19 protein-coding genes are annotated in these 23512 nt (G+C 72.0%); 7 read left to right on the forward strand and 12 right to left on the reverse strand.

Going from position 1 to position 23512, the window contains the following annotated elements:
* Positions 1 to 32: 32 nt before the first annotated feature.
* The 3 genes from Q9R20_RS07085 to Q9R20_RS07095 all read left to right on the forward strand — a co-directional run bounded on the left by Q9R20_RS07085 (position 33) and on the right by Q9R20_RS07095 (position 4307).
* Complete coding sequence (locus Q9R20_RS07085; RefSeq protein WP_311248673.1) at positions 33 to 1676, forward strand: AtzH-like domain-containing protein; 1644 nt, start codon at positions 33 to 35, stop codon at positions 1674 to 1676.
* Positions 1676 to 2908, forward strand: coding sequence for an alanine--glyoxylate aminotransferase family protein (locus tag Q9R20_RS07090; protein ID WP_311248674.1), 1233 nt, complete (start codon positions 1676 to 1678; stop codon positions 2906 to 2908). Before Q9R20_RS07085 ends, Q9R20_RS07090 begins: the two co-directional genes overlap by 1 nt.
* 151 nt (positions 2909 to 3059) lie before the next feature.
* Entirely contained in the window at positions 3060 to 4307 is a 1248-nt protein-coding gene (locus Q9R20_RS07095) for an allantoate amidohydrolase (protein ID WP_396653676.1), read from the forward strand.
* Positions 4308 to 4510: 203 nt separating this feature from the next.
* On the opposite strand, the gene Q9R20_RS07100 is transcribed toward Q9R20_RS07095, so the two are convergent.
* The 3 genes from Q9R20_RS07100 to Q9R20_RS07110 form a co-directional block, all read right to left on the reverse strand.
* Complete coding sequence (locus Q9R20_RS07100) at positions 4511 to 7345, reverse strand: molybdopterin cofactor-binding domain-containing protein (protein ID WP_311248676.1); 2835 nt, start codon at positions 7343 to 7345, stop codon at positions 4511 to 4513.
* Positions 7346 to 7481: 136 nt separating this feature from the next.
* Entirely contained in the window at positions 7482 to 8312 is an 831-nt protein-coding gene (locus Q9R20_RS07105) for an FAD binding domain-containing protein (RefSeq protein ID WP_311248677.1), read from the reverse strand.
* Between the two features lie 3 nt (positions 8313 to 8315).
* A complete protein-coding gene (locus Q9R20_RS07110; RefSeq protein WP_311248678.1) occupies positions 8316 to 8930 on the reverse strand; it encodes a pyridoxamine 5'-phosphate oxidase family protein in 615 nt (204 codons plus the stop codon).
* Between the two features lie 179 nt (positions 8931 to 9109).
* Between Q9R20_RS07110 and Q9R20_RS07115 the strand changes: the two genes are divergently transcribed.
* Positions 9110 to 10486, forward strand: a complete 1377-nt coding sequence (locus Q9R20_RS07115) for an amidohydrolase family protein (RefSeq protein ID WP_311248679.1) — start codon at positions 9110 to 9112, stop codon at positions 10484 to 10486.
* Positions 10487 to 10508: 22 nt separating this feature from the next.
* Here Q9R20_RS07115 and Q9R20_RS07120 read toward each other — a convergent pair whose 3' ends face one another.
* From Q9R20_RS07120 to Q9R20_RS07130, 3 genes are all read right to left on the reverse strand, one after another.
* A complete protein-coding gene (locus Q9R20_RS07120) occupies positions 10509 to 10793 on the reverse strand; it encodes a WXG100 family type VII secretion target (RefSeq protein WP_295835472.1) in 285 nt (94 codons plus the stop codon).
* On the reverse strand, positions 10790 to 11134 hold the full coding sequence (locus tag Q9R20_RS07125) for a hypothetical protein (protein ID WP_311248680.1): 345 nt from the start codon (positions 11132 to 11134) through the stop codon (positions 10790 to 10792). Before Q9R20_RS07125 ends, Q9R20_RS07120 begins: the two co-directional genes overlap by 4 nt.
* Positions 11135 to 11270: 136 nt before the next feature.
* Complete coding sequence (locus tag Q9R20_RS07130) at positions 11271 to 11669, reverse strand: hypothetical protein (RefSeq protein WP_311248681.1); 399 nt, start codon at positions 11667 to 11669, stop codon at positions 11271 to 11273.
* 490 nt (positions 11670 to 12159) lie between these two features.
* Between Q9R20_RS07130 and Q9R20_RS07135 the strand changes: the two genes are divergently transcribed.
* Positions 12160 to 12954 (forward strand): alpha/beta fold hydrolase, encoded by a 795-nt coding sequence (locus Q9R20_RS07135; RefSeq protein WP_311248682.1) that lies wholly within the window; start codon positions 12160 to 12162, stop codon positions 12952 to 12954.
* Positions 12955 to 13015: 61 nt separating this feature from the next.
* Here Q9R20_RS07135 and Q9R20_RS07140 read toward each other — a convergent pair whose 3' ends face one another.
* From Q9R20_RS07140 to Q9R20_RS07165, 6 genes are all read right to left on the reverse strand, one after another.
* The gene (locus Q9R20_RS07140) at positions 13016 to 13795 is read right to left on the reverse strand and encodes a creatininase family protein (protein WP_311248683.1); all 780 of its coding nucleotides are present in this window, start codon (positions 13793 to 13795) and stop codon (positions 13016 to 13018) included.
* Positions 13792 to 15120, reverse strand: a complete 1329-nt coding sequence (locus Q9R20_RS07145) for an FAD-binding oxidoreductase (RefSeq protein WP_311248684.1) — start codon at positions 15118 to 15120, stop codon at positions 13792 to 13794. The genes Q9R20_RS07140 and Q9R20_RS07145 overlap by 4 nt, the downstream gene beginning before the upstream one ends.
* 115 nt (positions 15121 to 15235) lie before the next feature.
* Positions 15236 to 16411 (reverse strand): ABC transporter substrate-binding protein, encoded by a 1176-nt coding sequence (locus Q9R20_RS07150; RefSeq protein ID WP_311248685.1) that lies wholly within the window; start codon positions 16409 to 16411, stop codon positions 15236 to 15238.
* Between the two features lie 111 nt (positions 16412 to 16522).
* Positions 16523 to 17413 carry an ABC transporter permease gene (locus tag Q9R20_RS07155; protein ID WP_311248686.1) on the reverse strand — a complete coding sequence of 297 codons (891 nt, stop codon included), beginning with the start codon at positions 17411 to 17413 and terminating at the stop codon, positions 16523 to 16525.
* Entirely contained in the window at positions 17410 to 18186 is a 777-nt protein-coding gene (locus Q9R20_RS07160) for an ABC transporter ATP-binding protein (protein ID WP_311248687.1), read from the reverse strand. The genes Q9R20_RS07155 and Q9R20_RS07160 overlap by 4 nt, the downstream gene beginning before the upstream one ends.
* Before the next feature lie 7 nt (positions 18187 to 18193).
* Positions 18194 to 19447: an amidohydrolase family protein gene (locus tag Q9R20_RS07165; RefSeq protein WP_311248688.1), complete on the reverse strand. Its 1254-nt coding sequence runs from the start codon at positions 19445 to 19447 to the stop codon at positions 18194 to 18196.
* Positions 19448 to 19803: 356 nt separating this feature from the next.
* On the opposite strand from Q9R20_RS07165, the gene Q9R20_RS07170 reads away from it, so the two are divergent.
* Both Q9R20_RS07170 and Q9R20_RS07175 read left to right on the forward strand, forming a co-directional pair.
* Positions 19804 to 21057 carry an MFS transporter gene (locus Q9R20_RS07170; RefSeq protein ID WP_311248689.1) on the forward strand — a complete coding sequence of 418 codons (1254 nt, stop codon included), beginning with the start codon at positions 19804 to 19806 and terminating at the stop codon, positions 21055 to 21057.
* 361 nt (positions 21058 to 21418) lie between these two features.
* A complete protein-coding gene (locus Q9R20_RS07175; RefSeq protein WP_311248690.1) occupies positions 21419 to 22879 on the forward strand; it encodes a DUF222 domain-containing protein in 1461 nt (486 codons plus the stop codon).
* The last annotated feature ends 633 nt before the right edge of the window (positions 22880 to 23512 follow it).

Consider the following 23512-nt stretch of genomic DNA (forward strand, 5'->3'; position numbering starts at 1 on the left):
CTGAGAGGCGGGCGACGCTCGTGACGGATGCCATGACCCCGCCGACCGCGACCTCCGGGCCGGTGGCCACCGACGCAGGCCCCACGGAGGCCGCGCCCGCACCGATCCCCGCCGACCTCCGCGCCGCGTTCGACGCGTACGAGCGGGCGATCGTCGCGAACGACCTCGACGCCCTCGACGCGTTCTTCGAGCCCGGCCCCGACACCCTGCGCGGTGACCCCGCGGGCCTGCTCGTCGGACACGATGCGATCAGCGGCTTCCGCTCGCTGCGTGGTGGGGTCCCGGCGCGCGACATCGTCGAGGTGCACTATCGCGCCCTCGGGCCCGACACCGCCCTGCTCATGTCGGTCTCGCGCTTCCACGGCGGAGGGCGGGGCCTGCAGACGCAGGTGTGGCAGCGGCTCGACGGGCGATGGCTCATCACGGCCGCCCACGTCGCTCCGCGCACGCCCCCGCTCGACCGGTCCGTCTGGCGCAGCGTCGGCGACCCGTTCCTGCAGGGCGCGTGGGAGGGGACGCTCGCCGGCTTGACCGTCGCCGTCAAAGACCTCTTCGCGATCGCCGGTTTCCGCATCGGCGCGGGCAACCCGACGTACCTCGAGCAGGCTCGGCCCGAGAAGGCCACCGCGCCCGCCGTCGCCGATCTGCTCCGCGCGGGTGCCTCGTTGCGCGGGATCGCCCGTACCGACGAGTTCGCGTACTCGATCGCCGGTGACAACGCGCACTACGGCACTCCTCCCAACGGTGCGGTGGTGGGCGCCCTCCCCGGCGGCTCGTCGAGCGGTCCCGCCTCGGCCGTCGCCCTCGGCCACGCCGACATCGGGCTCGCGACCGACACCGCCGGCTCCATCCGCGTTCCCGCCTCCTACCAGGGCCTGTGGGGGCTGCGCACGACGCACGACCTCGTCCCGCGCCAGGGCATGCTCCCGCTCGCGCAGTCGTTCGACACGGTCGGCTGGCTCACCCGCGACGGCGAGACCCTGCAGCGCGTCGCCGACTGGTGCCTGAGCTACGACGGCTCCGCCTCGACCGAGAACGTCTACGGCGCGTCCGGCGACGACCTGCCCTGGCGGTTCCTCGTGCCGGAGGAGATCCTCGACTGCACCGAGCCGGAGACCCGCGCGGCGTTCTCCCGCTTTCTCGCCGGCCTCGCGGCATCCGACGATCCGCCGCCCTTCCGCGCCGTGCACACGGGAGACCTGGATGCCGCCTTCACGGCGTTCCGCACCGTGCAGGGCGCCGAGGCCTGGCGCAACAACGGGGAGTGGTTGCGTGCGCACCCCGGGGCCGTGGGTCCCGCGGTGGCCGAACGCTTCGCCGTCGCCTCGCGGATCACGGCCGCCGACGAAGCCGCCGCGCGGCAGGGGCTCGAGGGCATCGCCGCGGACCTCGCCGAGCTGGTCGATGATGCGGTGCTGCTCTTCCCCACCGTGCCGGGCCCCGCGCCCCAGCGCACCGCCGACGTCGACGCCGTGCGCGCCGCGACCCTGCGCATGACCGCGCCCGCCGCGATCGCGGGGCTGCCCGCGGTATCGGTGCCGTTGCTCCGCGTCGACGGCGCCCCCGTCGGTGTCTGTCTCGTCTCGCGCGCCGGCACCGACATCGCGCTCGTACGCCTCGCACGTCGTCTCGCCGAGCTCTCGGCATCCGTCCGCCCCCACCCCACGGAGTCCTGATGTCCCACCTCCCCGGCCCGATCGACCCGCCCGCCCGCCTGCTCATGGGTCCCGGCCCGATCTCGGCGTACCCGAGCGTGCTGCGCGCGATGGGGGCGCCGCTGGTCGGGCAGTACGACCCGTTCATGACCGCCACCATGAACGAGACGCAGGAGCTGTACCGCCAGGTGTGGGGCACGAGCAACGACGCGACGATCCTCATCGACGGCACGAGCCGTGCGGGCATCGAGGCCGCGATGATCTCGCTCATCCGGCCGGGCGACCGCGTGCTCGTGCCGGTGTTCGGCCGCTTCGGCCACCTGCTGGCCGAGATCGCCGAGCGGGCTCTCGCCGAGGTGCACACGATCGAGGTGCCGTGGGGACAGGTCTTCCCGGTGTCCGCGATCCGCGAGGCGATCGAGCGGGTGAAGCCGCACCTCGTCGCGTGCGTGCAGGGCGACACCTCGACCACCATGCTGCAGCCGCTCGACGAGATCGGCGAGATCTGCCGCGCACACGGCGCCCTCTTCTACACCGACGCCACGGCCTCGCTCGGCGGGAACCCCTTCGAGATGGACGCCTGGGGCCTGGATGCCGCGACCGCGGGCCTGCAGAAGTGCCTCGGCGGGCCGTCGGGATCGGCGCCGATCAGCCTGTCCGACCGTGCGGTGGAGGTCGTGCGCTCGCGCGCCCGGGTCGAGGCGGGGATCCGGGAGGAGGGCGATGCCGTGGCATCCGACTTCATCCGCTCGAACTACTTCGACCTCGCGATGGTCCTCGACTACTGGGGGCCCCGCCGCCTCAACCACCACACCGAGGCCACCACGATGCTCTACGGCGCGCGCGAGTGCGCCCGCGTGCTGCTTCTCGAGGGCCGGGATGCCGTGATCGCCCGCCACCGGCTGCACGGGGACGCGATGCTCGCGGGGGTCGAGGGCCTCGGGCTGACCGTCTTCGGCGACGTGGCCCACAAGATGACCAACGTGGTGGCGGTGGAGATTCCGGATGCCGTCGTCGGCGACGCCGTGCGCAGCGAGCTGCTCAGCGACTTCGGCATCGAGATCGGCACCTCGTTCGGGCCGCTCCACGGCCGCGTCTGGCGCATCGGCACGATGGGCTACAACGCCCGCACGGATGCCGTGCTCACCACCCTCGCCGCCCTGGAGGCGGTGCTGCGGCGCCACGGTGCAGCGGTGCCCGCCGGCGGCGGCGTCGAGGCGGCCCAGGCCGTCTACGCGGCGGCGCGGTCGTGACGCTCCTCGCCACCCCCGCGCGCGCCGACGCGCGCCTTGTGTGCGCCGGGCACCGCTCGCCGGGTGCATTCGCCGCGCGTCACGGCCGGCGTGGACGCGCGGGATGGTGGCGGCGGTGAGTGCCACCACACGCCTGCAGGTCGCGCCCGAGATGATCGCGTCGGCCGCGCGCCGCGTGATGGGGCGCTGCGAGGAGCTCGCCCGGGTCACCTCGACGCCCGGGAGCATCACGCGCGTCTACCTCTCTCCCGAGCACGCGCGCGTGAACCGCCTCGCTGCGGAGTGGATGCGCGAGCTCGGCATGACCACGCGTCAAGACGCCGCCGGCAACCAGGTCGGGCGTCTCGCCCCCAGGGGAGTCCCGGACGCCCCGGCGCTGCTGATGGGCTCGCACCTGGATACCGTCCCGGACGCCGGACGCTTCGACGGCATCGTCGGGGTGCTGATGGCGATGGAGGTCGTGCGGCTCCTCCGTCGCGTCGACGCCGAGGGCTCGGCATCCAGTCCCTTCCCCTTCGCCCTCGAGGTGATCGCCTTCAGCGACGAAGAGGGCACGCGGTTCGGCAAGGCGCTGCTGGGGTCGTCGGCCGTGGCCGGGCAATGGGACGACACATGGTGGGAGCTGACGGATGCCGACGGCTCGACGCTGCGCGAGGCCTTCCGCGAGTTCGGGCTCGACCCCGGCCGCGTGGGCGAGGCCGCGCGGCGACCGGACGAGCTGGTCGGCTACCTGGAGGCGCACATCGAGCAGGGGCCGGAGCTGCACCGGAGCGGCCAGGCGCTCGCCGCGGTGTCGTCGATCGCGTCGGCGCGGCGGTTCCAGCTGGTCGTCGAGGGCGAGGCGCGGCATGCCGGCGGCACGCCCTACGACATGCGCCGTGACGCCCTGCTCGGTGCGAGCGAGGCCGCTCTCGCGGTCGAGCGCATCTGCCGCGGTGAGCACCACATCGTGGGGACCGTCGGTCAGCTCGAGGCCTTCCCGGGGGCGGTGAACGTCGTGCCGGGCGAGGCGCACTTCTCGCTCGACCTGCGCGGAGAGTTCGATGACTCCCGCGACCACGCCTGGGAGGAGATCTCGCTGGAGCTCGACGCGATCATGGGTCGCCGCGGCCTGCGCTGGAACGCGCGGGAGGTGCACAGCGCCCCCGCGGTGTTCTGCGCTCCGCTGCTGCAGGACGTCGTACGCGCCGGAATCGGGGGCGAGGCCCCCACCCTCTTCAGCCGCGCCGGGCACGACGCGATGTCGATCGGCGCGATCACCGACGTCGGGATGCTGTTCCTCCGCAACCCCGACGGCATCAGCCACCACCCCGACGAGGCGGTGGCGGGGGCCGACGTGGCCGCGGGGATCCGCGCGCTCGCCGAGGCCGTGCTGCACCTGGGGGCCGAGCCGCGCTGAGCCGGCCCGGCGGCGGCGCCGGGTTCTGAGGGGCGCTGCGGGTGGCCCCGGGGCGTCGTATGTGGCCCCGGGGCCATCTACGAGCGCGGGTGCCCGTGTCGGTCGCGCGGTAGTCCGTCAGGTCGGGGCGCTGCGGGTGGCCCCGGGGCGTCGTATGTGGCCCCGGGGCCACCTGCGAGCGGGACGGGTCCGCGCACCCCACCTCACTCCCCGCCGGCCAACCTCCACACGCGGTCCCGCGAGAACGGCAGCTCGTACCCGCGTCGCCCGATCGCGCGCGAGACCGCGTTGCCGATCGCGGCTCCCACGGGGTTGTAGGGCGACTCGCTCATCGACTTCGCGCCGAACGGGCCGAGGGTGTCGTCGGTCTCGGCGAAGTACACCTCGGTGTCGGGCACGTCGGCGAACTGCGGCACGCGGTACGTGCGGAACACCGGGTTCTGCACGACGCCGTCCTCGAGGTACACCTCTTCGTACAGCGCGCCGCCGAGGGCCTGGGCGGCGCCGCCCTCGATCTGCCCGCGGCACTGGGCCGGGTTGATGACGACCCCGGCATCCGCCGACTGGATCGACTGCAGCACCTTCACCGTCCCCGTCTCGGGGTCCACGGCCACGCGCGCCGCGTGCACGTTGAACGCGAGCGACCGGAAGTCGCCGAACTCCGCGCCGTCCGTGGTGAGTTCTCCCGCGCCGCCGGCCTCGACGATGCGCGCCCACGACACGACCTGACCTCCGCAACGGATCCCGGATGCCACGACCTCGGCCTCCGCGGCATCCGTCCCCGTGAGGTCGGCGGCGATGGCGAGCATCCGCCGCTTCAGCGCGAGGCAGGCGCCGTACAGGGCTTTGCCCGCGACCACCGTCCCCGCCGAGGCGAAGGCTCCGGTGTCGTGGCGCACCGCGTCGGTGTCGGCGGCCCACAGCTCGAGCCGGTCGGGGGCCGCGTCGAGGACGGTCGCGGCGATCTGCCGGTGCACGGTCGAGGTGCCGTTGCCGAACTCCGCCGTGCCGACGCGCAGCAGGTAGGTGCCGTCGGGGCGCAGGGTCGCGCTCGTGTGGGCGATGTGCCCGCGCGGCGCCATGGTGGCGATCATCGCGGCGGCCATGCCCTCGCCGACGAGCCAGCCCGCCGGGGCCTCGGCGCCGTTGCCGCGCCGGAGCGCGTCCTGCGCGAGGTCGAGGCACTGGTCGAGGCCGTAGCTGCCCCAGATGAGGTCTTCCTCGTGCGACTCCTCGCCGTCGTCGGGGTGGAGCGAGTCGCCCTCGCGCACCGCGTTGAGGCGCCGCAGGTCGAAGGGGTCGATGCCGAGCTCCTCAGCGAGGGCGTCCATCGCCGACTCGACCGCGAAGACCACCTGGCCGAGGCCGTACCCGCGGAACGCGCCGGACGGCGGGTTGTTCGTGTAGACCGCCTCGGCGTCGATCCACTTCACCGGAACCCGGTACAGCGTCGTCGACTCAGCGCACGAGTGGAAGAGCACGCCGATGGCGTGGTTGCCGTAGGCCCCGGTGTCGCTCAGCACGTCGATCTTCATCGCGGTGAGGGTGCCGTCGGCATCCGCTCCCAGCGTCGTCTTCACTCGCATCGGATGCCGGAGCGAGGCGCGCACGAACTGATCGGTGCGGGAGAACTCGTACGCGACGGGCCGCCCGAGTTTCAGCACGGCGAGGGCGGTGAGGTCCTCGGTGAAGAGTTCCTGCTTTCCGCCGAAGCCCCCGCCCACGCGCGTCGCGTACACGCGGACGTCGTCCTGCGCGAGGTCCAGGACGTGCGCGAGTTCGTCGCGCACGAGGAACGGCACCTGGGTCGAGGAGCGGATGACCAGGCGTCCCTCATCATCGAGCCACCCGACCGCTCCGTGCGTCTCCAGGGCCGCGTGCGTGACGCGCGAGGAGCGCCACTCGCCGGTCACGGTCGTGTGACTGGCGGCGAGGGTCGCGTCGATGTCACCGCCGTGGCCCAGGTGGAACCCGGCGACGACGTTGCGCCCCGCCTCCATCACGCGCTCCTCAGGAGTGCGGTCGGGGTGCAGCAGCGGCGCCCCGGGGCGCCGGGCGGCCTCGGGGTCGAACACCGCGGGCAGCACGTCGTACTCGATGGTGATCGCTCGGCATCCGGCATCCGCGGCTTCGGCCGTCTCCGCCACGACCGCCACGACCCGCTGGCCGACGTGACGCACGACGTCGTCGAGCATGCGCGTGTCGTCGGGGTCGTCGGTGCGGTGCTCGTGCCGCCCGGTCGAGTACCGCACGGCGGGGACGTCTTCGTGGGTGAAGACGGCGGCCACACCCGGCACGGCGAGCGCGGCGGACGTGTCGATCGAGACCACTCGGGCGTGCGCGTGGGGCGAGGTCACGACGCGCAGCACGAGCGGCGGGCCGCCCGGCACGGGCTCGTCGAAGGTGAACGGCTCGCGTCCCTGGACGACGCGGCGCGCGGCCTCCGGGACGGTCGAGCTGCCGACGCGTCCGGTGACGGATGCCGCTGCCCCGGGCGGCGTGCACGACTCCTGGTCATCCGCGTGAGTCGTCTCGTGCCCCGGGCACGTGCCGCCGCAGCCGGCGGACGCCTGGGCGGGCGACGCGGGACCGGTCTCGCGCACCGGCCCGAGCACCGAGGACCGGATCGCCTCGCGGATCGGCCGGTATCCCGTGCACCGGCACAGGTTGCCCTTCATGCGCCGGTCGAGGTCGCCGAGGTCGTCGGCGGTGAGAGTGGATGCCGTCACGCTCATGCCCGGGCTGCAGAATCCGCACTGGAAACCGAAACCGGATGCCAGGGCCTCCTGCACGGGATGGAGCTCGTCGCCCGGAGCGAGTCCGGAGGCGGTCGTCACCATTCGGCCGTCCAGACGCATCGCCGGAACGATGCACGAGTGGGTCGGCGTCCCGTCGATGAGGACCGAGCACGCTCCGCAGTCACCCGCGTCGCAGCCCTTCTTGACCTCGACGTGGCCGGTCTCGCGCAGCAGCGTGCGCGCACACTGACCGGGACGGGGGTCGGCCTCGACCGCGGCCCCGTTGACCTCGAACTTCACGCGGTGCCTCCTCGGCGGACGGGGACCCCGTGCCGCGCTCCGGAGAACAGGGTCGTTCTCGGCTCGAGATGCCGGGGTGAGGGCGCCGGAGCGCCGTGTACTCCGGAGCGCGGGACGCCGCGACCCCCGCGCGCGGTCACGCGGCCCCCTCCATCGCGCGGGAGAACCCCTGGCGCAGCCGCTCGGCGAGCACGACGCTGACGCCCCGGCGCCAGTCGGCGCTGCCGAGCGGGTCGGTGTAGAAATCGGTCGCCCGGGCCACGGCATCCCGCAGCTCGCCGGCACCCGGCACGCGCGAGAAGCGCAGCACGCGGGGGCGGCGCACCGCGGCCGTCACGACGAAGACCGCCGCACCGTCGGGGTCGACTCGGGCGGTGACCACGGCGCCCGAGCGGCCGAGCTCCGCCAGGGCGATCTTCTGCAGACCGACGCGCGAGGACAGGGCGCGGGCGGGGATGTCGAGGGCGCGCAGCACCTCGCCGGGGGCGAGCGAGGTCTCCTGGTTGTCGACGACGAGATCCGCCACGGCGATCCGGCGCTCGCCGCCATCGGGAGTCCACACCAGGGCTACGGCATCCAGGGTCGAGAGCATCGCGATCATCGCCCCGGCGGCGAAGGCCTGGCAGACGTTGCCGCCGACCGTGGCGGTGTTCCAGATCTTGAACGACGCCAGCAGGGCGTCGGCGGCGGGGCGGGCGAGGGCGAGCGAGGTCCACGGCGCGGGGGCGTCGTTCTCGGCCCACTCCAGCAGCCGGGCGATGGTGCAGGTGGCCCCGATGCGCAGCCCCTCCGGGGTGACCTCGAGGTCGGGCCAGTCGAGGGTCATGAGGTCGACGAAGCCCGTCGTCGCGGGCTGCGGCTCGCTCATGAGCCAGGTGCCGCCCGCGATCACGACCTCGCCGGGGGTCAGGGTTAGGTCGGCGCGGGTGTGCGCCGCGCGGTACGAGGTGACGGTGGTGATGTCCACGGTTCAGCCCGCCAGCTTCCGGCCCGACCAGCGACCGTCGGTGAGCGTGTAGTGCTGGCGGGAACTGGGACCCTGTACGTCGCCGCGCCAGAAGGTGAGCGTGAGCGGACGCAGACGGAAGCCGACCCAGCGGTCGGGCGGATCGAGCGTCGAGTGCGTCTCGTCGAACTCGGCCCAGAGGTGCCGTCGGGCCTCCTGGGGCAGCTGCGCCGTCTCGTCCGTGTTGACCCACGCCAGGGTCTGCAGATACCGGGAGCGGTCTGCGTACACGGCGGCGGCCTCGGCCGCGGAGGTTCGCTCGACGATCCCGCGCGCGACGACCTGGCGGCCCACCTCCGGCCACGCCACCGACATCGCCGCCACGGGGGACGCCGCGAGTTCGGCGACCTTCGCGCTCGCCGCGTCGGTGTGGAAGGTGAGGCCGGTGGCATCCCCGTCGCTGATGAGCACGTGCCGGAGCGAGGGGAGACCGTCGCGACCGACCGTCGCCAGCGCCGCGAGGGGACGGAGCTCGCTGTCGTGGGGCGGGAGCCACCGCGCGAGGAGGGCGAGCGGGTCGGTGACGAGCGCGTCGATGTCGTCGACGTCGGAACCGAACGTGGTGCCGGCCGTGATCATGGCGACCTCCGGGGTGAGCTGCGGGTATCGCCGAGGGTAGGAGTCGCGCGTTTCGGCGATGTTGCCGTCGCGAACATCCGGCGAAACACGGCGCCGTCCCGGCCCCGCCCGACGTCGCGCAAACAACCCGCCACCAGCCCGGAACACCGCGGAAACACGCCATTGTTACCGTCATCAACATGTCGCTCCTCGTCACGAACGCACGTCTGATCACGGTCCCCGCGGGGACCGACGACCCCGGCTACATCGAGCGCGGCTACATGCTCGTGCGCGACGGCCGCATCGCGGCGATCGGTGCCGGCGACCCCGACCCGGGCGTCACGGCCGATGAGGTCCTCGACGTCGACGGCAAGTTCGTGGCCCCCGGCTTCGTCTCCTCGCACAGCCACCTCTTCACGAGCGGCTCGCGCGGCCTCGGCGTCGACCAGACGCTGTACGGCTGGTGCACCTCGATGTTCAGCGTGCTCACCAACGGATCCGCCGACCACATCTACTGGGCGACGCTGCACGGCTCGCTCGACTTCCTCGCCAACGGCGTGACCACGGCCTACAACTTCACCGACCCGCTCCTGCCCTGGGAGCCGATGGTCGACGGCAAGCGCGCCGACGGGGGCGGCATCCTGCGCGACCACGCCTGGCACACGCGCCAGAGCGATGGATGCCACGACGCCGGCCTCCGGTTCGTCGACTCGATCGCGCTGGATGCCACCGTCGGCACCGACGACGAGATCTTCGCCCGCTTCGAGGCGTCGCTCGACCACGTGCTCACGATGGATCCCGACATCGCCCTCGGCGCCTCGATCATGGGCCAGGTGCAGTGGTCGACCCGCCCCGACGCGGCCGAGATCGAGGTCGCCGTCATGGACCGCTTCGGTGTCACCAACCAGGCCCACTTCCTCGAGACGTACGAGGCGATCGAGCACCAGCAGACCAAGTTCCAGCTGTACAAGAACGCCGGAGCCCTGCGCCCCGGCATGATGTTCGGCCACTTCATCCAGACGACGCCGCAGATCATCCAGGATGCCGCCGCCGGCGGCGCCAGCATGTCGTGGCAGCCCGCATCGAACGGGCGTCTCGCGTCGGGCATCGCCCACGTCCCCGAGATGCTGGACGCCGGGATGAAGGTCGGCATGGGCCTCGACGACCAGGCGTGCACCGACGTCGCCGACCCGTGGCAGAACATGCGCATGGGCATGTTCATGCAGCGCGCCCGCACCCACGATCCGCTGTCGATGATGCCCGAGCGGGTGCTGCGCCTGCACACCCTCGGCGGAGCCGAGATCATGGGCGTCGACGACCGCGTCGGCAGCCTCGAGGTGGGCAAGTTCGCCGACTTCGTCGTCGTCGACCCGCGCACGCCCGACATCGGTCCGCTCTGGAACCCCGTGCGCAGCTACGTGCTCGCCTGCGGCCTGCGCAACCTGCAACGGGTCTACGTCGGCGGGAAGCTCGTGAACGAGAACGGCGTCTCGACCAACCCCCTGGCCGCGGAGGCCTCGCGCAAGCTCCACGAGGAGCTGCCGGCGCTCGCCGAGGAGTACGGCGTCATTCTCTGAGGGGCCGCTGATCCGGAACGCGTCAGGCCCAGAGGCGCGCGGCGGCCGTCTCGGCGGCGCGGAACGCCTGTCCTGCTCGCGTGGCCCCCTCCGTCGCGTGTTCCAGAGCACTGCGCAGTCGCGTCATGCTCTCGGTCCACTCCCGTTGCGCGAGGTCGTAGGCGTCACGGGCCCGGCCGCTCCATTCCGCGCGGCCCGCCGCGACGGCGCTGTCGAGATCGTCGAGGTGATCCTGGATGCGGTTCGTCGCGGTGCGCAGGGCCTCGACGAAGGCGTCGTGCCGGTCGCTGTCGAAGCTGATCGTCATGACGTCGGCTGGGGCCAGGTGAGGTCGTACCAGCGGAGGCGGTAGCGGTCGGGGACCTCGCCCGTCTCGTAATAGTGGAAGAAGATGTCCGTCGCATCGTCGAGGGCGAACACCTCGTCGGGGTAGACCGTCGCGCTCGCCGTGCCCTCGAAGTACGGGATCGTGACCGTGGGCGGGTCCGAGTGGTCGCCCCCGCGGCCCACGATGTAGTGGCGGTCCTGTCCATCGTCGTCGACCTTGTGGCACTCGATCGTCATCGCGTCACTCGTGCCGGCGCACTGGAGGTAAACAGGGCTGCCGCCCTCGTAGACGTACGCGACGAAATTCACGTCGTCTGGCATCGGGCCGAAGATGAACGTCGACCGCTGTCCCTGCTGGAGGAGGCTCAGAAGATGGGCAAGGTGTTCGCGAGGCGGACGGTAATCCGACCCGAACTCCATGGAGTTGCCGTCCAGCGAGTAGTAATGACGACTCATGTCAGGGGATCACTTTCAGAATGACTTTGGTAATGGATATCTGTTCGCCCCTCAGAATCGCGGTTGCGGGGTTCTCGGGAGTGATCGCCTCGTCGAAGCCCAGTTGGTTCTTCTCGTTGCGAAGATATTTATCGATTGCGGTCCCGCTCTTCACTTCCACAGCGGAGTACGTGCCATCGGGTCGTTGAATGAAGCCATCGAAGTACCGGTGCTGGGTCGATCCGCTCAGGGTGGACCGAACCTGATCCCGGATGACCGTCACGCTCTCCTCTTCCTCGACCTCGTCCAGCCCACGCTTCTCCTTATCGACCCACGGCTTTGATTCCTGCCCGTATGCGAAGTGCCCGTAGCTGTCGCGCCCCTGCCCTTGGTCGACCCCGTGATCCTTCTCGATCAGCATGACACCGGACCCGCTGAGAGCCGCGGCGATCTTCGACGCCCCCGCTCCCGCCAGGGCGGCTCCGGATCCGGCGAGGGCTGCTCCGCCGGCAACCGCGGGAATCCCACGGCGGAACGGTGCCGAGATCAAATGTTTACATGTTGTACGTTCAGCGACGCGAGGCATCGGCCGGCGCCGGACCCCCCCACCGCGAACCCCACCGCCGAGTGTCCACAACACGCCGCATGGCGCGGTCCTCGCTCGGCGTGTTCTGGACACTCAACGCCCTCGGGCGGGGCGTCGTGCGCCGACCCCGCATGGCGGGCGCGCCCTCCGCGCCCGCCGGATCCCCGTCGAGTGTCCAGAACACCCGGAGGGGATGCCTCTTGCGCCCGGGTTTCCTGGACACTCGACATTCTGCGAGCCGCGCGCACCCCGCCCGGCGCCGGGGCCGCGCGCACCTCTCGCCCGCCCCTCGCGCGCGCCCGCCCGCCCGTGCGAGCCTGGGCGCATGCGCAGGCTCATCGCGGGACTCGACGTCCACACCTCGCACGACGACGTCGCCGGGCGCCACGCGCTCCTGTGGCACCATGGCTCGCCGCAGACCGGGGCGATCCTCCCGCCGGTACGAGCCGCAGCCGACGCGCACGGGCTCGCCGTCGTCTCGGTGGCGCGTCCCGGGTATGCGGCGTCGACCCGGGTCCCCGGGCGGACCGTGGCCGACGTCGCCGCGGGGCTCGTCCCGGTGCTCGACGCGCTGGGGGTGGCATCCGTCGTCTCGGTCGGCGCGTCCGGCGGGGGTCCGCACGCCCTCGCGTGCGCCGCGGTGATGCCCGCCCTCGTCCGCGCGGTCGTGACGTTCGCGAGCCCCGCGCCGTTCTCCGGCGACGACGCCTGGTTCGCCGGCATGCGGGCGCCGGGAGGGCTGCGGGCCGCGGTCGAGGGCGAGGCCGCGCGTCGCCGCTTCGCCGAGACCGACGAGTTCGATCCGACGCAGTTCGTGGATGCCGACTTCGCCGCGCTCGAGGGGGAGTGGGCGTCGCTCGGAGCCGACGCCGGCGCCGCCGAAGCCGACGGTTCCGACGGGCTCATCGACGACGACCTCGCCTTCGTCCGACCCTGGGGGTTCGAGCTGGCGGAGGTCGCGGCATCCGTGCTTCTCGTTCAGGGGGAGAGCGACCGCGTCATCCCTCCCGCTCACGCGCGCCTGCTCGAGGCGGCCCTCCCGCACGCGCGCCTCGAGCTGTCGCCCGACGACGGCCACGTCTCGGTGCTGCGGCGTCTCGGCGCCGCACTCTCCCGGTGAGCGGGCGCGGACGCACGGCTCCTGCTTCGCGGGAGCCCGGCGCCGGAGCCGCGCGCAGCCCTCAGGCGGTGTAGTCGAAGCGGCTGATCTCCTCGAGCGCTTCGACGACGAAGGAGACGCTCTGCTCGAACAGCTCGGCGCCGTGGGCCGCGTTCGCCCCGGTCGGGTCGCCGAGCACCCCGGTGGGGCCGAAGTCGTTCGACAGCCACCCGAAGGTCACCGGCTTGGAGTTGAACCCGATGTGCCGGAAGTCGCCGATGTGCGCGGGCACGGTGGCTGCGAATGTCGTCGGGTCGACCAGTTCGGGACGCAGGTGCATGATCATGCTCGTCTCGCCGTGCCCGGCGTGGATACCGGTGCCGTGCTCGTCCGGGCCGCCGTCGGTGCCGTCGAAGGAGGGCACGCGCGCGGCGGGCATGAAGAACGTGCGCAGGCCGAAGCGGCGGCGCAGCTCGCGGTTCGCGACGTTGAGCAGCGCGACGTTCCCGCCGTGGCCGTTGAGGAACACCAGGGTCCGGGCTCGCGTGGTCAACAGGGAGCGGCCGATGTCGACCACCGTCTGCAGCATCGTCTCGGGCGTCAACCACAGCGTCCCCGGCGCCCAGGAGTGCTCGTCGGACTTCGTGATCGACAGGGTCGGCAGCTGCCAGACGTCGAGCCCTATCGCTGCGGCCCGCGCGACGGCGGCCGTGGCGGAGGCCTCGGCGACGATGGCATCCGTCGACAGCGGGAGGTGCGGACCGTGGTGCTCGATCGCGCCGGTGGGCAGCACGAGGATGGAGTCCTCGGTGAGGGCTTCGGCGGCGGCGGGGCCGCTCAGCTCGGCGAGCAGTCGAGTCACCGGATCGCGCCCTTCCGGGCCCCGGAGTACGCGGGGTCGAGCTTGCCGGGGTTGAGCAGCCCGTGGGGGTCGGTGATCGCCGCGGTCGCGACGGTCTGCTCGACGTTGAAGTCGACGTTCCACTGGTGGGGGTTGTGCACGCCCACGCCGATCTCGTTGAGCTTCGCGATGCCCCGGTACACGTCCTCTTCGCTGACGTAGGGCGCGGCGAGCATGCCGATCGGATGCAGCTTCGTCGACTCGATGTGCAGCTTCCCGCCGGGGAACACGGCCTCGACGGCGCCGATGTCCTCGCTCAGCGGCATCCCCGCCACCTCGAGGTGGAACACCTCGTGGGGCTGGCTCTTCTGGTACCACTCGATCGGGTGGTTGTAGCTGAGCATCGACAGGCGGATGCTGGCCTGCGGCCCCTCGCGCACGGCCTCGACCCGGCCGCCGGCGCCCTCGACGATCGCGGTGACCTGCTCGATCAGCGACGCGTCGATGATCGCCCGCAGGCTCGACCGTCCGTGGGGGATCGCGTCGTCGGAGGGGAGGGATGCCGAGATCTCGACGCCGTCGCCCGAGACCAGGCGCGGGGCGGGGGAGAGATTGCCGATGGTCTGCAGGACGGAGAGGGTGCCCGCGAAGTCGGGGAAGCTCGCCCACAGCCCTCGCCAGTCGCGCAGCGGCTCGAGGCGGACGGTCGCCCGCACGATGACCCCGGCGGTACCGTAGTTGTGCACGTACTTCTGCGCCTCATCGCCCTCGACGTGGACGATCTCGTCGCTGCCGTCGGCGTGCACGACGTCGAGAGCGACGACGAACCCGCGGTCGTTCGAGCCGTGCTCGATCGAGCCGGTGCCGCCGGAGCCCCCCGAGAGGAAGCCGCCGATGGTCGACTGCGCCGTCGAGGGGTACATCCACAGCGCCTGACCCGCCGCCCACGCGGCCTGCTCGAGCAGCACCATCGGGGTGCCCGCCTCGGCGGTGATGAAGCCGTCGCCGACCTCGACGATGGCCTTGGCGCGGGTCGTGTCGATCACGAGACCGCCCTGCAGGGGGATGCCCTGGCCATAGTTGCCGGTGCCCTTGCCGCGCACGGTGACGGGCACACCGTGGCGGGATGCCGCGGCGACGGCCGTCGCTATCTGCTGGGCGTCGGCGGCGAAGACGACGAGGTCGGCGAGACCGAGGGGGAGCTTCGCGGCGATGATCGGCGACATCGGCGAGCCGTCGACGCTGGCGCGCTCGCGCACGCGCGGTTCGGTGCTGACGGCGGCGGGGCCGAGCCGGTCGAGGAGCTCGTCCTCGAGGGAGAGGACGCGGGTGGCGGTGTCGCTCATGGGGTGTTCTCCGGGTGGAACGGGTGGGGGCGGAGGTGGCTGAGCCTGTCGAAGCCACCGGGGTGGACCGGACCGGGAGCGGCCCGGCCCGCGCGCGGCGGGCCGGGCCGGTCGGTCAGAACGAGATCGACGTGTCGATGAACTGGTTCGTGTAGAGGTCGGCGGGGGTGTAGCCCGACGCGGGCGGGGTGCCGAGGTCGGTGTACACCTTGCTGGCCTTGTCGAAGAAGTCGGTGAAGCGGTCCTCGTCGAAGTTGCCGTAGGTGGAGTCCGGGCCGTCGCCGACCAGGCCCAGGTCGACCTGCGCCTTGACCGAGTAGTCGGCCACGCCCTGCGTGTAGGTCCAGCCGGTCGCGTACTCGTCGACGAGCTTCAGGATGAGGTCGTTCGCCGCCGCCGGGTCCTTGTAGTACGCGACGCCGGCCTTCTGCAGGACGGGGACGAGCTTCTCCAGGCACGGCGACAGCTCGTCGAACTTGTCGGCCTTCACCGAGACCGACGAGGCGTAGGTCTGCCACCCCGCGTCGTGGATGAGCGCGAAGTCGACCGGCTTGCCCCACGCCGAGACCTCGTTCTCGTAGACGTAGGGTTCGGCCGAGGCGAAGCCCTGCTGCATGTCCTTGCCGCCGGCCGCGACGAAGTTGGAGGGCGTGCCGTCGTACGACCCGTCGAGGATCGACGACTCCGCCAGGCCCTCGCTCTTGAGGTATTCGATGTAGGCGGCGCCGTCGAAGTAGCGCCAGACGCCGCCCTTCGCGGCGAGGGCGTCCTTGACGTCGGCGACGCTGTGCACGTCGGGGTAGGTGGCGGGGTCCCACATCACCATGAAGGGGCTGATGTCGAGGGGGGCGAAGACCGCCTTGGTCGGGGTCGTGTCCGACAGCTGCACGGCCTCGTCGGTACCGACGTAGCCGAGGGTGATCGCGTCGTCCTGGTACATCTGCGCGGACACCGTCTGGAAGCCGATCGCCGGGCCGCCCGCGCGGATCTCGAGGTTCACGCCGGTGTACTCGCCGTCCGACATGAGCGGACCCGTGACGGTCTTGGCGTTGGCGTCGACGGTGTAGTCGTCCTTGATCATCTCGTAGAGGTGACCGTGCTCGGCTTCGGGGTTCCAGTCGGTCTGCACGACCACGGTCGAGGGGCAGTCCGCCGAGAGGTCGACGGAGCCGATCTGCTTGTCGGTGGCGGGGGCGCTCTCCGCGGCGCTGCCGGCGCAGGAGGTCAGGGTGAGGGCGATCGCGACGGCGCCGGTGACGGCGGTGCCGCGGAGGAGGGTGGAGCGCTGCATGCTGGTTCGCTTTCTGTGACGGGTGGAGCTCTCGGGTGCGGGTTTCGGGTACGCCGGGCACCGCTTCCCGCGGGCGCGGGAGCGCGGCATCCGGGATTCGGGAGGTGCGGGTCAGAGGGTGCTGTCGTACCAGCGGCCCACGGCCACCTTCGACAGCCAGCCGAACAGGGCGAAGATCGCGACGCCGAGGAGGCAGGCAGCCAGGATCGCGGCGAAGAGTTCCGCGCTCTGCAGGCGCGACTGGTAGTTGGCGATGAGCGAGCCGATGCCCGGCTCGCCGCGTCGGAAGAAGTAGTCGCCGACGATCGCGCCGATCACCGACAGGCCGGCGGAGGTGCGCATGCCCACGAAGATCGAGGGGAGGGCCGCCGGCAGGGTCAGCTTGGTGAGCACCGTCCACCGGTCCGCCTTCTGCAGGCGGAACAGCTCCCGCTGCGACTTGTCGACCGACTGCAGACCGAACAGGGTGTTCGACACCATCGGGAACAGCGCGATGAGCACGCAGACGATGACGCGGGCGAGGAACTCGTAGCCGAACCAGAAGCCGACCAACGGAACGAGCGCGAGGATCGGGATGCACTGCAGCACCACCGCGTAGGCGTACGTGGAGCGCTCGACCCATCGGGCCATCGACATCGCGATCGCCCAGCCGATGCCGAGGACCATCGCGACCCCGAGGCCCGTGAGGGCGACGCCCGTGGTGCGGAAGAGTGCGACCCAGATGTCGGCCCCGACTTGCGGGTCGAAGAACCCGAGGGTGAACATCTCGTGCGGCATGGGCAGGAGGAATCCCTTGCCCGAGGTCTCGAGGGCGATCGAGACGCCGTACCAGGCACCGACGAGCACGACCAGCACGCCGAGCGGCGGGCCGACGAGGGCGGCCCGGGCTCCGAAGCCACGGCGGCGTGCGGCCGTCCGGGGCGCGGGCGGTTCGACGGGCGGAGTGGATGCCGACGACTCCGGCGCCGACACGACGACGGGTTCTGCTGACGTGGTGCTCATGAGTGTCCTTCCCGGAGGGCGTGGGAGACCTCGCCGACGAGCTTCGCGAATTCGCCGGTGTAGCGGATCTCGGGATCGCGGGGCATGTCGAAGGGGACCTCGAAGGTGTCGACGAGGTGACCGGGACGGCCCGACATCACGACGACCTTGGTGGAGAGGTAGACGGCCTCGGAGACCGAGTGGGTGATGAACAGACCGCCGAACTGCTGGGCGACGAAGATCTTCAGGAGCTCGTCGTTCAGCCGTTCGCGGGTGATCTCGTCGAGGGCGCCGAACGGCTCGTCGAAGAGGAACAGTTCGGGGTCGAGGGTCAGCGACCGCGCGAGCGAGGTGCGCATCTTCATGCCGCCCGACATCTGCTTCGGGAGGTGCTTCTCGAAGCCGTTCAGGCCGACGAGGTCGATGGCCCACTGCGCCTTCGGGGCACGCACGCGCTTGGGCTGCCAGTTGAGTTCGGCGAGCAGCTCGACGTTCGAGCGCACGTCCCGCCAGGGCAGGAGGGTCGCGTCCTGGAAGACGTAGCCGATGCGGTCGGTCGCCACGGTGGCGGTGCCTTCGCTGGCCTGCTCCAGGCCCGACGCGATGCGCAGGAGCGTCGACTTGCCGCAGCCGGAGGGACCGACGACGCTGACGAACTCGCCGCGCTGAACGGTGAGGTCGACGCCGGAGAGGGCGGTGGTGCCGTTGGGGAACGTCATGGCGACGTTGCGGAAGTCCAGCAGCGGCGCGGTGGGATCCGCGACGGAGGCCGGAGCGGGGGAGGCGAGGGTCACGTGGCGCTCACTTTCCGATCGGGACGGGGGACGGCGCCGTCGCGGGTGCGGCGGTGCGGGTGGACACGCTCGTGCGGCTCACGAGACGGCCCCGGTGGAGCACGACGCGGTCGGCGCTGGCGAAAGCGACGACCTCGCCGAGGGAGTCGCCGCGGACGGCGACGAGATCGGCCCGCGCGCCGGCGACGGGGCCGGCGAAGGGCAGCCCCATGACGTCGCGCGCGCCGACGGTCACGGCATCCATCGCCTCCTCGGGGGCCAGGTGCCCCGCGCTGACGAGGAGTGACGCGGTCTCGAGGTGGTCGCACCGGCCGACGGGGTTGAAGGGGTCGCGCACGTTGTCGGCTCCCGCGGCGACGCGCACGCCGGCGGCCTTGAGGCGTCCGATCGGAGCGATCCCGCGGGGAGTGGCGTGGTCGATGCCCCATCCCTGCAGGTACAGGTTGGTGATGGGGAGGGCGATCACGCCGATGTCGGCGGTGCGGATGCCGTCGGCCAGGGCGGTCAGGTCGGCTGCCGGCATCATGCTCAGGCGGACGCAGTGGCCCGCCGTGCGCGGACGGTGCCAGCCGGTCACCAGGCGCGCGTAGGCGGCGAGCGTGTCGGCCCCGGCGAGGCTCTCGTCGGTGTGCAGGTCGACCCCGACGTCGCGCCGGCGGGCGAGGGCCACGAGTCGCTCGAGATCGGCGATCGGGTCGTCCGCGAGGTGCGGCGCGCCGCCGACCAGGTCGACCCCGGCGTCGAGAGCGGCCTCGAAGACCGCATCGGGCACGGTCGGGCCGCCGAGCGCGACGAGCTCGACGTCCATGATCCCGTCGAGTTCCGCGCGGAGGCGGACGAGCGCCCGCACGCCGGTGAGCGCGTCCTCGCCCCGCAGCAGATCGACGTGCGTGCGCACCGACGTGATCCCGGATGCCAGCATCCGCAGCGCCGTCGAACGCGCGCGGTCGAGGGTGTCGTCCTCGTCGAGGGTCAGGGCGAAGGCGTGCCAGCTCTCGATCGCGCGCTCGAGGTCGCCGAACGGGGGTCGGATGGCATCCCAGGACTGCGACTTGTCGAGGTGCGCGTGCGGTTCGGCGCCGGCCGCCGTGACGACGTAGCCGGTGAGGTCGAGCGTCTCGCCCGCGGTGTCGGGCAGGGGGCTTCCCGCCGGCACCACCGCGAGCACCTCGTCGCCGTCGATCGCGATGTCGACGACCGCGCCCGAGGCGAGGCGTGCGCCGCGCAGAGCGGCGATGGTGACGGGTGGAGCGGCAGACACGAGGGCCTCCGGAGAGTCGAGAAGACAGGCGTCGAGACGGAGCCACGGCAACGGGGCGAGCCGCTCGAGGCGGCGGCGTCAGTGTTGGTGTGACCAACATCCGGCGATGTTCCGATGCTAGGAATCGCGCGTTTCCGCCGTATTTCCCCCGCGTGACCCTCGTGACAAAGATGTCGGTGGTGTGTTCGGGGGTGTCCCCCGGCCCCGGGGCGACGCGACGCTCCGTCCGCCCCGGGGCCGGGGTGGTGGCATCCCTCTGTCGGCGGATGCCCTTCGGCGACGGGACGTGCGGATGGGAGGATCGTGCGGGTGCCCGTCGACCGCGCGGCAGCCCCGTCCCGTCTCGAAAGATGTCCGTGTCCTCGACGCCCGCCCCGGCCGCGCGTGCGGCTCGCACCCCGGTGCTGCTCGGCACGCAGATGCTCTTCAACATCGGCTTCTTCGCCGTCGTGCCGTTCCTCGCGCTGGTGCTCACCGACGACTTCGGTCTCACCGCGCTCGCCGTGGGGCTGGTGCTGGGCGTGCGGACCTTCGCTCAGCAGGGGATGTTCCTGATCGGGGGTGTGCTCGCCGACCGCTTCGGCGCGCGTCGGACGATCCTGACCGGGTGCGCCGTCCGTGTGCTCGGCTTCGCGACCCTCGCGCTGTCGCTGCTCCTGCCGAGCCCGCAGCTTGCGCTGTTCATCACGGGCACGGTGCTCACGGGTCTCGGCGGCGCGCTGTTCTCCCCGGGGATCAACGTCCTCGTCTCGGATGCCGAGCAGCGACGCCCCCCGTCCGGTGCGCGATCCCGCGCCTCGCTGTTCGCGTGGTTGAGCGTCGCGGGTGAGCTGGGCGCGGTGATCGGGCCGCTCGTCGGCGCGGTGCTGCTGGGGTGGGGCTTCGTCGTCGTCGCGCTCGGCGGTGCGGCGCTGTTCGTGCTGATCGGCGTCTTCCTCGCCGTCGCCCTGCCGCGGCGGACCGGGTCGACTCGACAGCAAGGGATCCACGGGCGCTGGTGGTCGCTGGGCGACCGCCGGTTCGTCGCGTTCTCGACGCTGCACGCCGCGGATCTGCTCGCCTTCAACCAGCTGTACCTCGCCCTCCCGCTCCAGCTCACCCGGGCCGGCGCCGGCCCCGACGTGGTCGCGCTGATGTTCGCGTGGGTGTCGGCGCTCACGCTCGTGTTGCAGCTGCCGGTCTCGCGCTGGTGCCACCGGGTCGGGGCGGCGCGCACCCTGCGCGTCGGCTACGCCCTCTCCGCCGCGGGGTTCGTCTCCGTCGCCGCCGGTGCCCTCGCTCCGCTGGATCCCACGGGGCGCATCGTCTCGGTGTTCGTCGCCGCCGGTCTGGTCATCGTCGGACACCTCACCACCAACCCCACCGCGCAGGGCCTGGTGCCGCGATTCGCCGGGACCCTGCCGACCGGCTCGTTCTTCGGCCTGCTGTCGACGTGCGGAGGGATCGCCGTCCTCCTCGGCAACGTCGCCGTCGGCGCGCTCCTCGGGTGGGAGGCCGCTCCCGCCCTCGCCTGGGTCTTCCTGGCTGTGCCGCTCGCGGTGGCGGCGGTGTGGGTGCCGCGGCTGGTGGGGGCGGTGGGGGCGTCGTCGGGTTCGTCGTTGGGGCGTTAGGCGTGGTCGTCGCGGGGTGGGTGCTCGCGGTGTCGAGTGGGCGGGGCGGGGGAGTGCTTCGGCGGGGTGGGCACGGGGTGCGGGGCGGGTGCTGGCGGCGTGGTGGGCGGGGCGCGAGGGTGCGTCAGCGGGGGTCAGTTGGTGGGCGTGGCAGCAGCGGGGCGGGCTGCTGGCGCAGGTCGCCGTGGGTGGCCATTGCACGAGAGGTGCTGGCTGGGCCGGTAGGCGCCCGTGGTCGGCGATCATCTTCGGTCGCGAACCACGGCGACGCCCCTCCTCCCCAGGCGTCTATCTGCCCAATCTGTCCACAGAAAGACCCGGTCAGCGGTCCAATGTCGGAGGTGTGGATTAGCATGCCTGCATGAGCTTTCCGACACCCCCGCCACCACCAGCTGACGAGCGCGACCCGCTTGCTGTCGTGCTTGCCGAGGTGCTCGAAGCGGATGCCGCTCTCGCGGCCGCCGAAGCCCGAAAGACTCGAGCGCTGGCCCGGGCAGGGCGTCTCGCGCTGGATGTCATGGCGGGGCAGCGGGCGTCGTCTCGGGCGGCGGAGATGGCGCTGCGAGAGGTGGCGTCGGAGCTTGCGGCCGCGGGGTGTTTGTCGGATCGGAGCGTGCAGGCGCAGATTGGGCGAGCGCTGACGCTCGTGGACCATTTCCCGGCGACCGTTGACGCGTGGGAGGCGGGGGCGTTGTCGCGGGCGCATGTGCAGGCGATCGTGGATGCCGGGACCCCGGTGCCGCTCGACAAGCGTGCGGAGTTCGATGTTCTCGCCGTCGCCACGGCGGAGGGGTTGAGTCCCGGGCGCCTACGGGCGCGGTTGGCGATCCTGGCGGAGCGGTTGCAGCCGACGACGATCACGGAGCGGCATCAGCGTGGGCGTGAGGAACGGTGCGTGAGGGTGGTGCGGGGCGAGAACGGGATGTCGGATCTGATCGCGACGCTTCCGACGGTGCTGGCTGTGGGGATCTATGACCGGTTGACGCAGCAGTCGCGGGCGCTGATCGATGCGCGCGATGAGACCGGTTCGCCGGTTTCGGCGAGCACCGATGGCGCATCATCGCCCGGCTCGGGCCGACTGGGCGTCAGCGGCGCCGCGTTCGGGATCGACCGTGTCGGCGACGATTCCGACGTTCGGCCGGAACGGCGAACGGTCAAGGCCACGGACGAGCAGCAGCGCGACGCGACGGTCGCAGGCGCGGGCGCGGGCGCAGGCGCGGGCGCAGGCACAGGCGCGGGCGCGGGCGCAGGCACAGGCGCAGGCACAGGCACTGGCGCAGCCGCAGGCGCAGCCGCAGCCGCAGCCGCAGCCGATGTTCGCAGCGCCGACCAGGTGCGGGCGGACATCCTCGCCGATCTGCTCCTCGCCGCCGCGCCCGACGCCGACCCCACCCGCACCGATGACGGCCCCGGCATCCTGGGCGCCATCCGCGCGCGGGTGCAGGTCGTCGTCCCCGCGCTATCGGTCCTGAACCCCGAGCGGGAGAACATCGACCCCGCGGAACTCGTCGGACACGGACCCATCGATATCGACACAGCCCGGCAATTGGCCGAAGCGACGAGGGTGCCGTGGGATCGGGTGCTCACGAACCCCGTCACCGGGGCCGTACTCTGCACCGACACATATCAGCGGACCGCCGCGATCGACCGGTACCTTCGTGCCCGCGACCGACACTGCCGCTGGCCCGGCTGCACCGCCCCCGCCGTCCGCTGCGAAGTAGACCATAACCTCGACTACGCCCTCGGCGGCAAAACCCACGTGTGCAATCTCTGCCACTTCTGCCAGCGCCATCACACGCAGAAGCAGTTCACCCGGTGGTAGGTCCGGCAGCTACCCGGCGGGGTGATCGAGTTCACCTCACCCACCGGGCGGATCTACACCGACCACCCTCTGCCCTACGCGCCGGCGGTGCGGTTCACCCCCGATGAACCACCAACGCCACCCCACCCTCGGGATCGAGAACCCGCACCCTTCTAGGTGCGGCTCCTGTCGCGACGCTGCCACTGCAGCGCATCGGGGGTCCCGTTCCGCCGAGTCGGGGGTCCCGTTCCGCGGGACGATCCGCGCGCCGCGGGGGCGCACGACCCACCAACGCGTAGCGATCTCCGCCTTCGCACGCCACCTGTCTATGGGCGTACGGAAGCAAAGCGCCTGGCTTGATCGCGGGCCGTGCGCGACCGCGGTTGGCAAGCGCGCCGCGTTGAATCGCCGACCGTGCACGGTCGCATTCGCTTAGAGCGACGCGTTTGCTCGGCAGCTGTGCGCGACCGATTCCGATCAGGGCGCCGAGTCGCTCGCCGGCTGTGCGCGACCGATTCCGATCAGGGCGCCGAGTCGCTCGCCGGCTGTGCGCGACCGATTCCGATCAGCGCGCCGCGTCGGCTCGCCGGCCGCGCGCGACCGTGTCCGGTCCGTGCGCCACGTCGGCTCACCGGCTGTTCGCCCGACATGCCC

Source organism: Microbacterium sp. PRF11 (genome assembly GCF_031844085.1).
Classification (GTDB): domain Bacteria; phylum Actinomycetota; class Actinomycetes; order Actinomycetales; family Microbacteriaceae; genus Microbacterium.

What these genes read in the sequence shown, in the direction of transcription:
- Q9R20_RS07150 (WP_311248685.1), bottom strand. Translation starts at nt 16,411, where the DNA reads ATGCAGCGCTCCACCCTCCTCCGCGGCACCGCCGTCACCGGCGCCGTC.
- Q9R20_RS07085 (WP_311248673.1), top strand. Translation starts at nt 33, where the DNA reads ATGACCCCGCCGACCGCGACCTCCGGGCCGGTGGCCACCGACGCAGGC.
- Q9R20_RS07130 (WP_311248681.1), bottom strand. Translation starts at nt 11,669, where the DNA reads ATGCTGATCGAGAAGGATCACGGGGTCGACCAAGGGCAGGGGCGCGAC.
- Q9R20_RS07095 (WP_396653676.1), top strand. Translation starts at nt 3,060, where the DNA reads ATGATCGCGTCGGCCGCGCGCCGCGTGATGGGGCGCTGCGAGGAGCTC.
- Q9R20_RS07155 (WP_311248686.1), bottom strand. Translation starts at nt 17,413, where the DNA reads ATGAGCACCACGTCAGCAGAACCCGTCGTCGTGTCGGCGCCGGAGTCG.
- Q9R20_RS07145 (WP_311248684.1), bottom strand. Translation starts at nt 15,120, where the DNA reads ATGAGCGACACCGCCACCCGCGTCCTCTCCCTCGAGGACGAGCTCCTC.
- Q9R20_RS07125 (WP_311248680.1), bottom strand. Translation starts at nt 11,134, where the DNA reads ATGCCAGACGACGTGAATTTCGTCGCGTACGTCTACGAGGGCGGCAGC.
- Q9R20_RS07115 (WP_311248679.1), top strand. Translation starts at nt 9,110, where the DNA reads ATGTCGCTCCTCGTCACGAACGCACGTCTGATCACGGTCCCCGCGGGG.
- Q9R20_RS07175 (WP_311248690.1), top strand. Translation starts at nt 21,419, where the DNA reads ATGAGCTTTCCGACACCCCCGCCACCACCAGCTGACGAGCGCGACCCG.
- Q9R20_RS07110 (WP_311248678.1), bottom strand. Translation starts at nt 8,930, where the DNA reads ATGATCACGGCCGGCACCACGTTCGGTTCCGACGTCGACGACATCGAC.
- Q9R20_RS07120 (WP_295835472.1), bottom strand. Translation starts at nt 10,793, where the DNA reads ATGACGATCAGCTTCGACAGCGACCGGCACGACGCCTTCGTCGAGGCC.
- Q9R20_RS07090 (WP_311248674.1), top strand. Translation starts at nt 1,676, where the DNA reads ATGTCCCACCTCCCCGGCCCGATCGACCCGCCCGCCCGCCTGCTCATG.
- Q9R20_RS07135 (WP_311248682.1), top strand. Translation starts at nt 12,160, where the DNA reads ATGCGCAGGCTCATCGCGGGACTCGACGTCCACACCTCGCACGACGAC.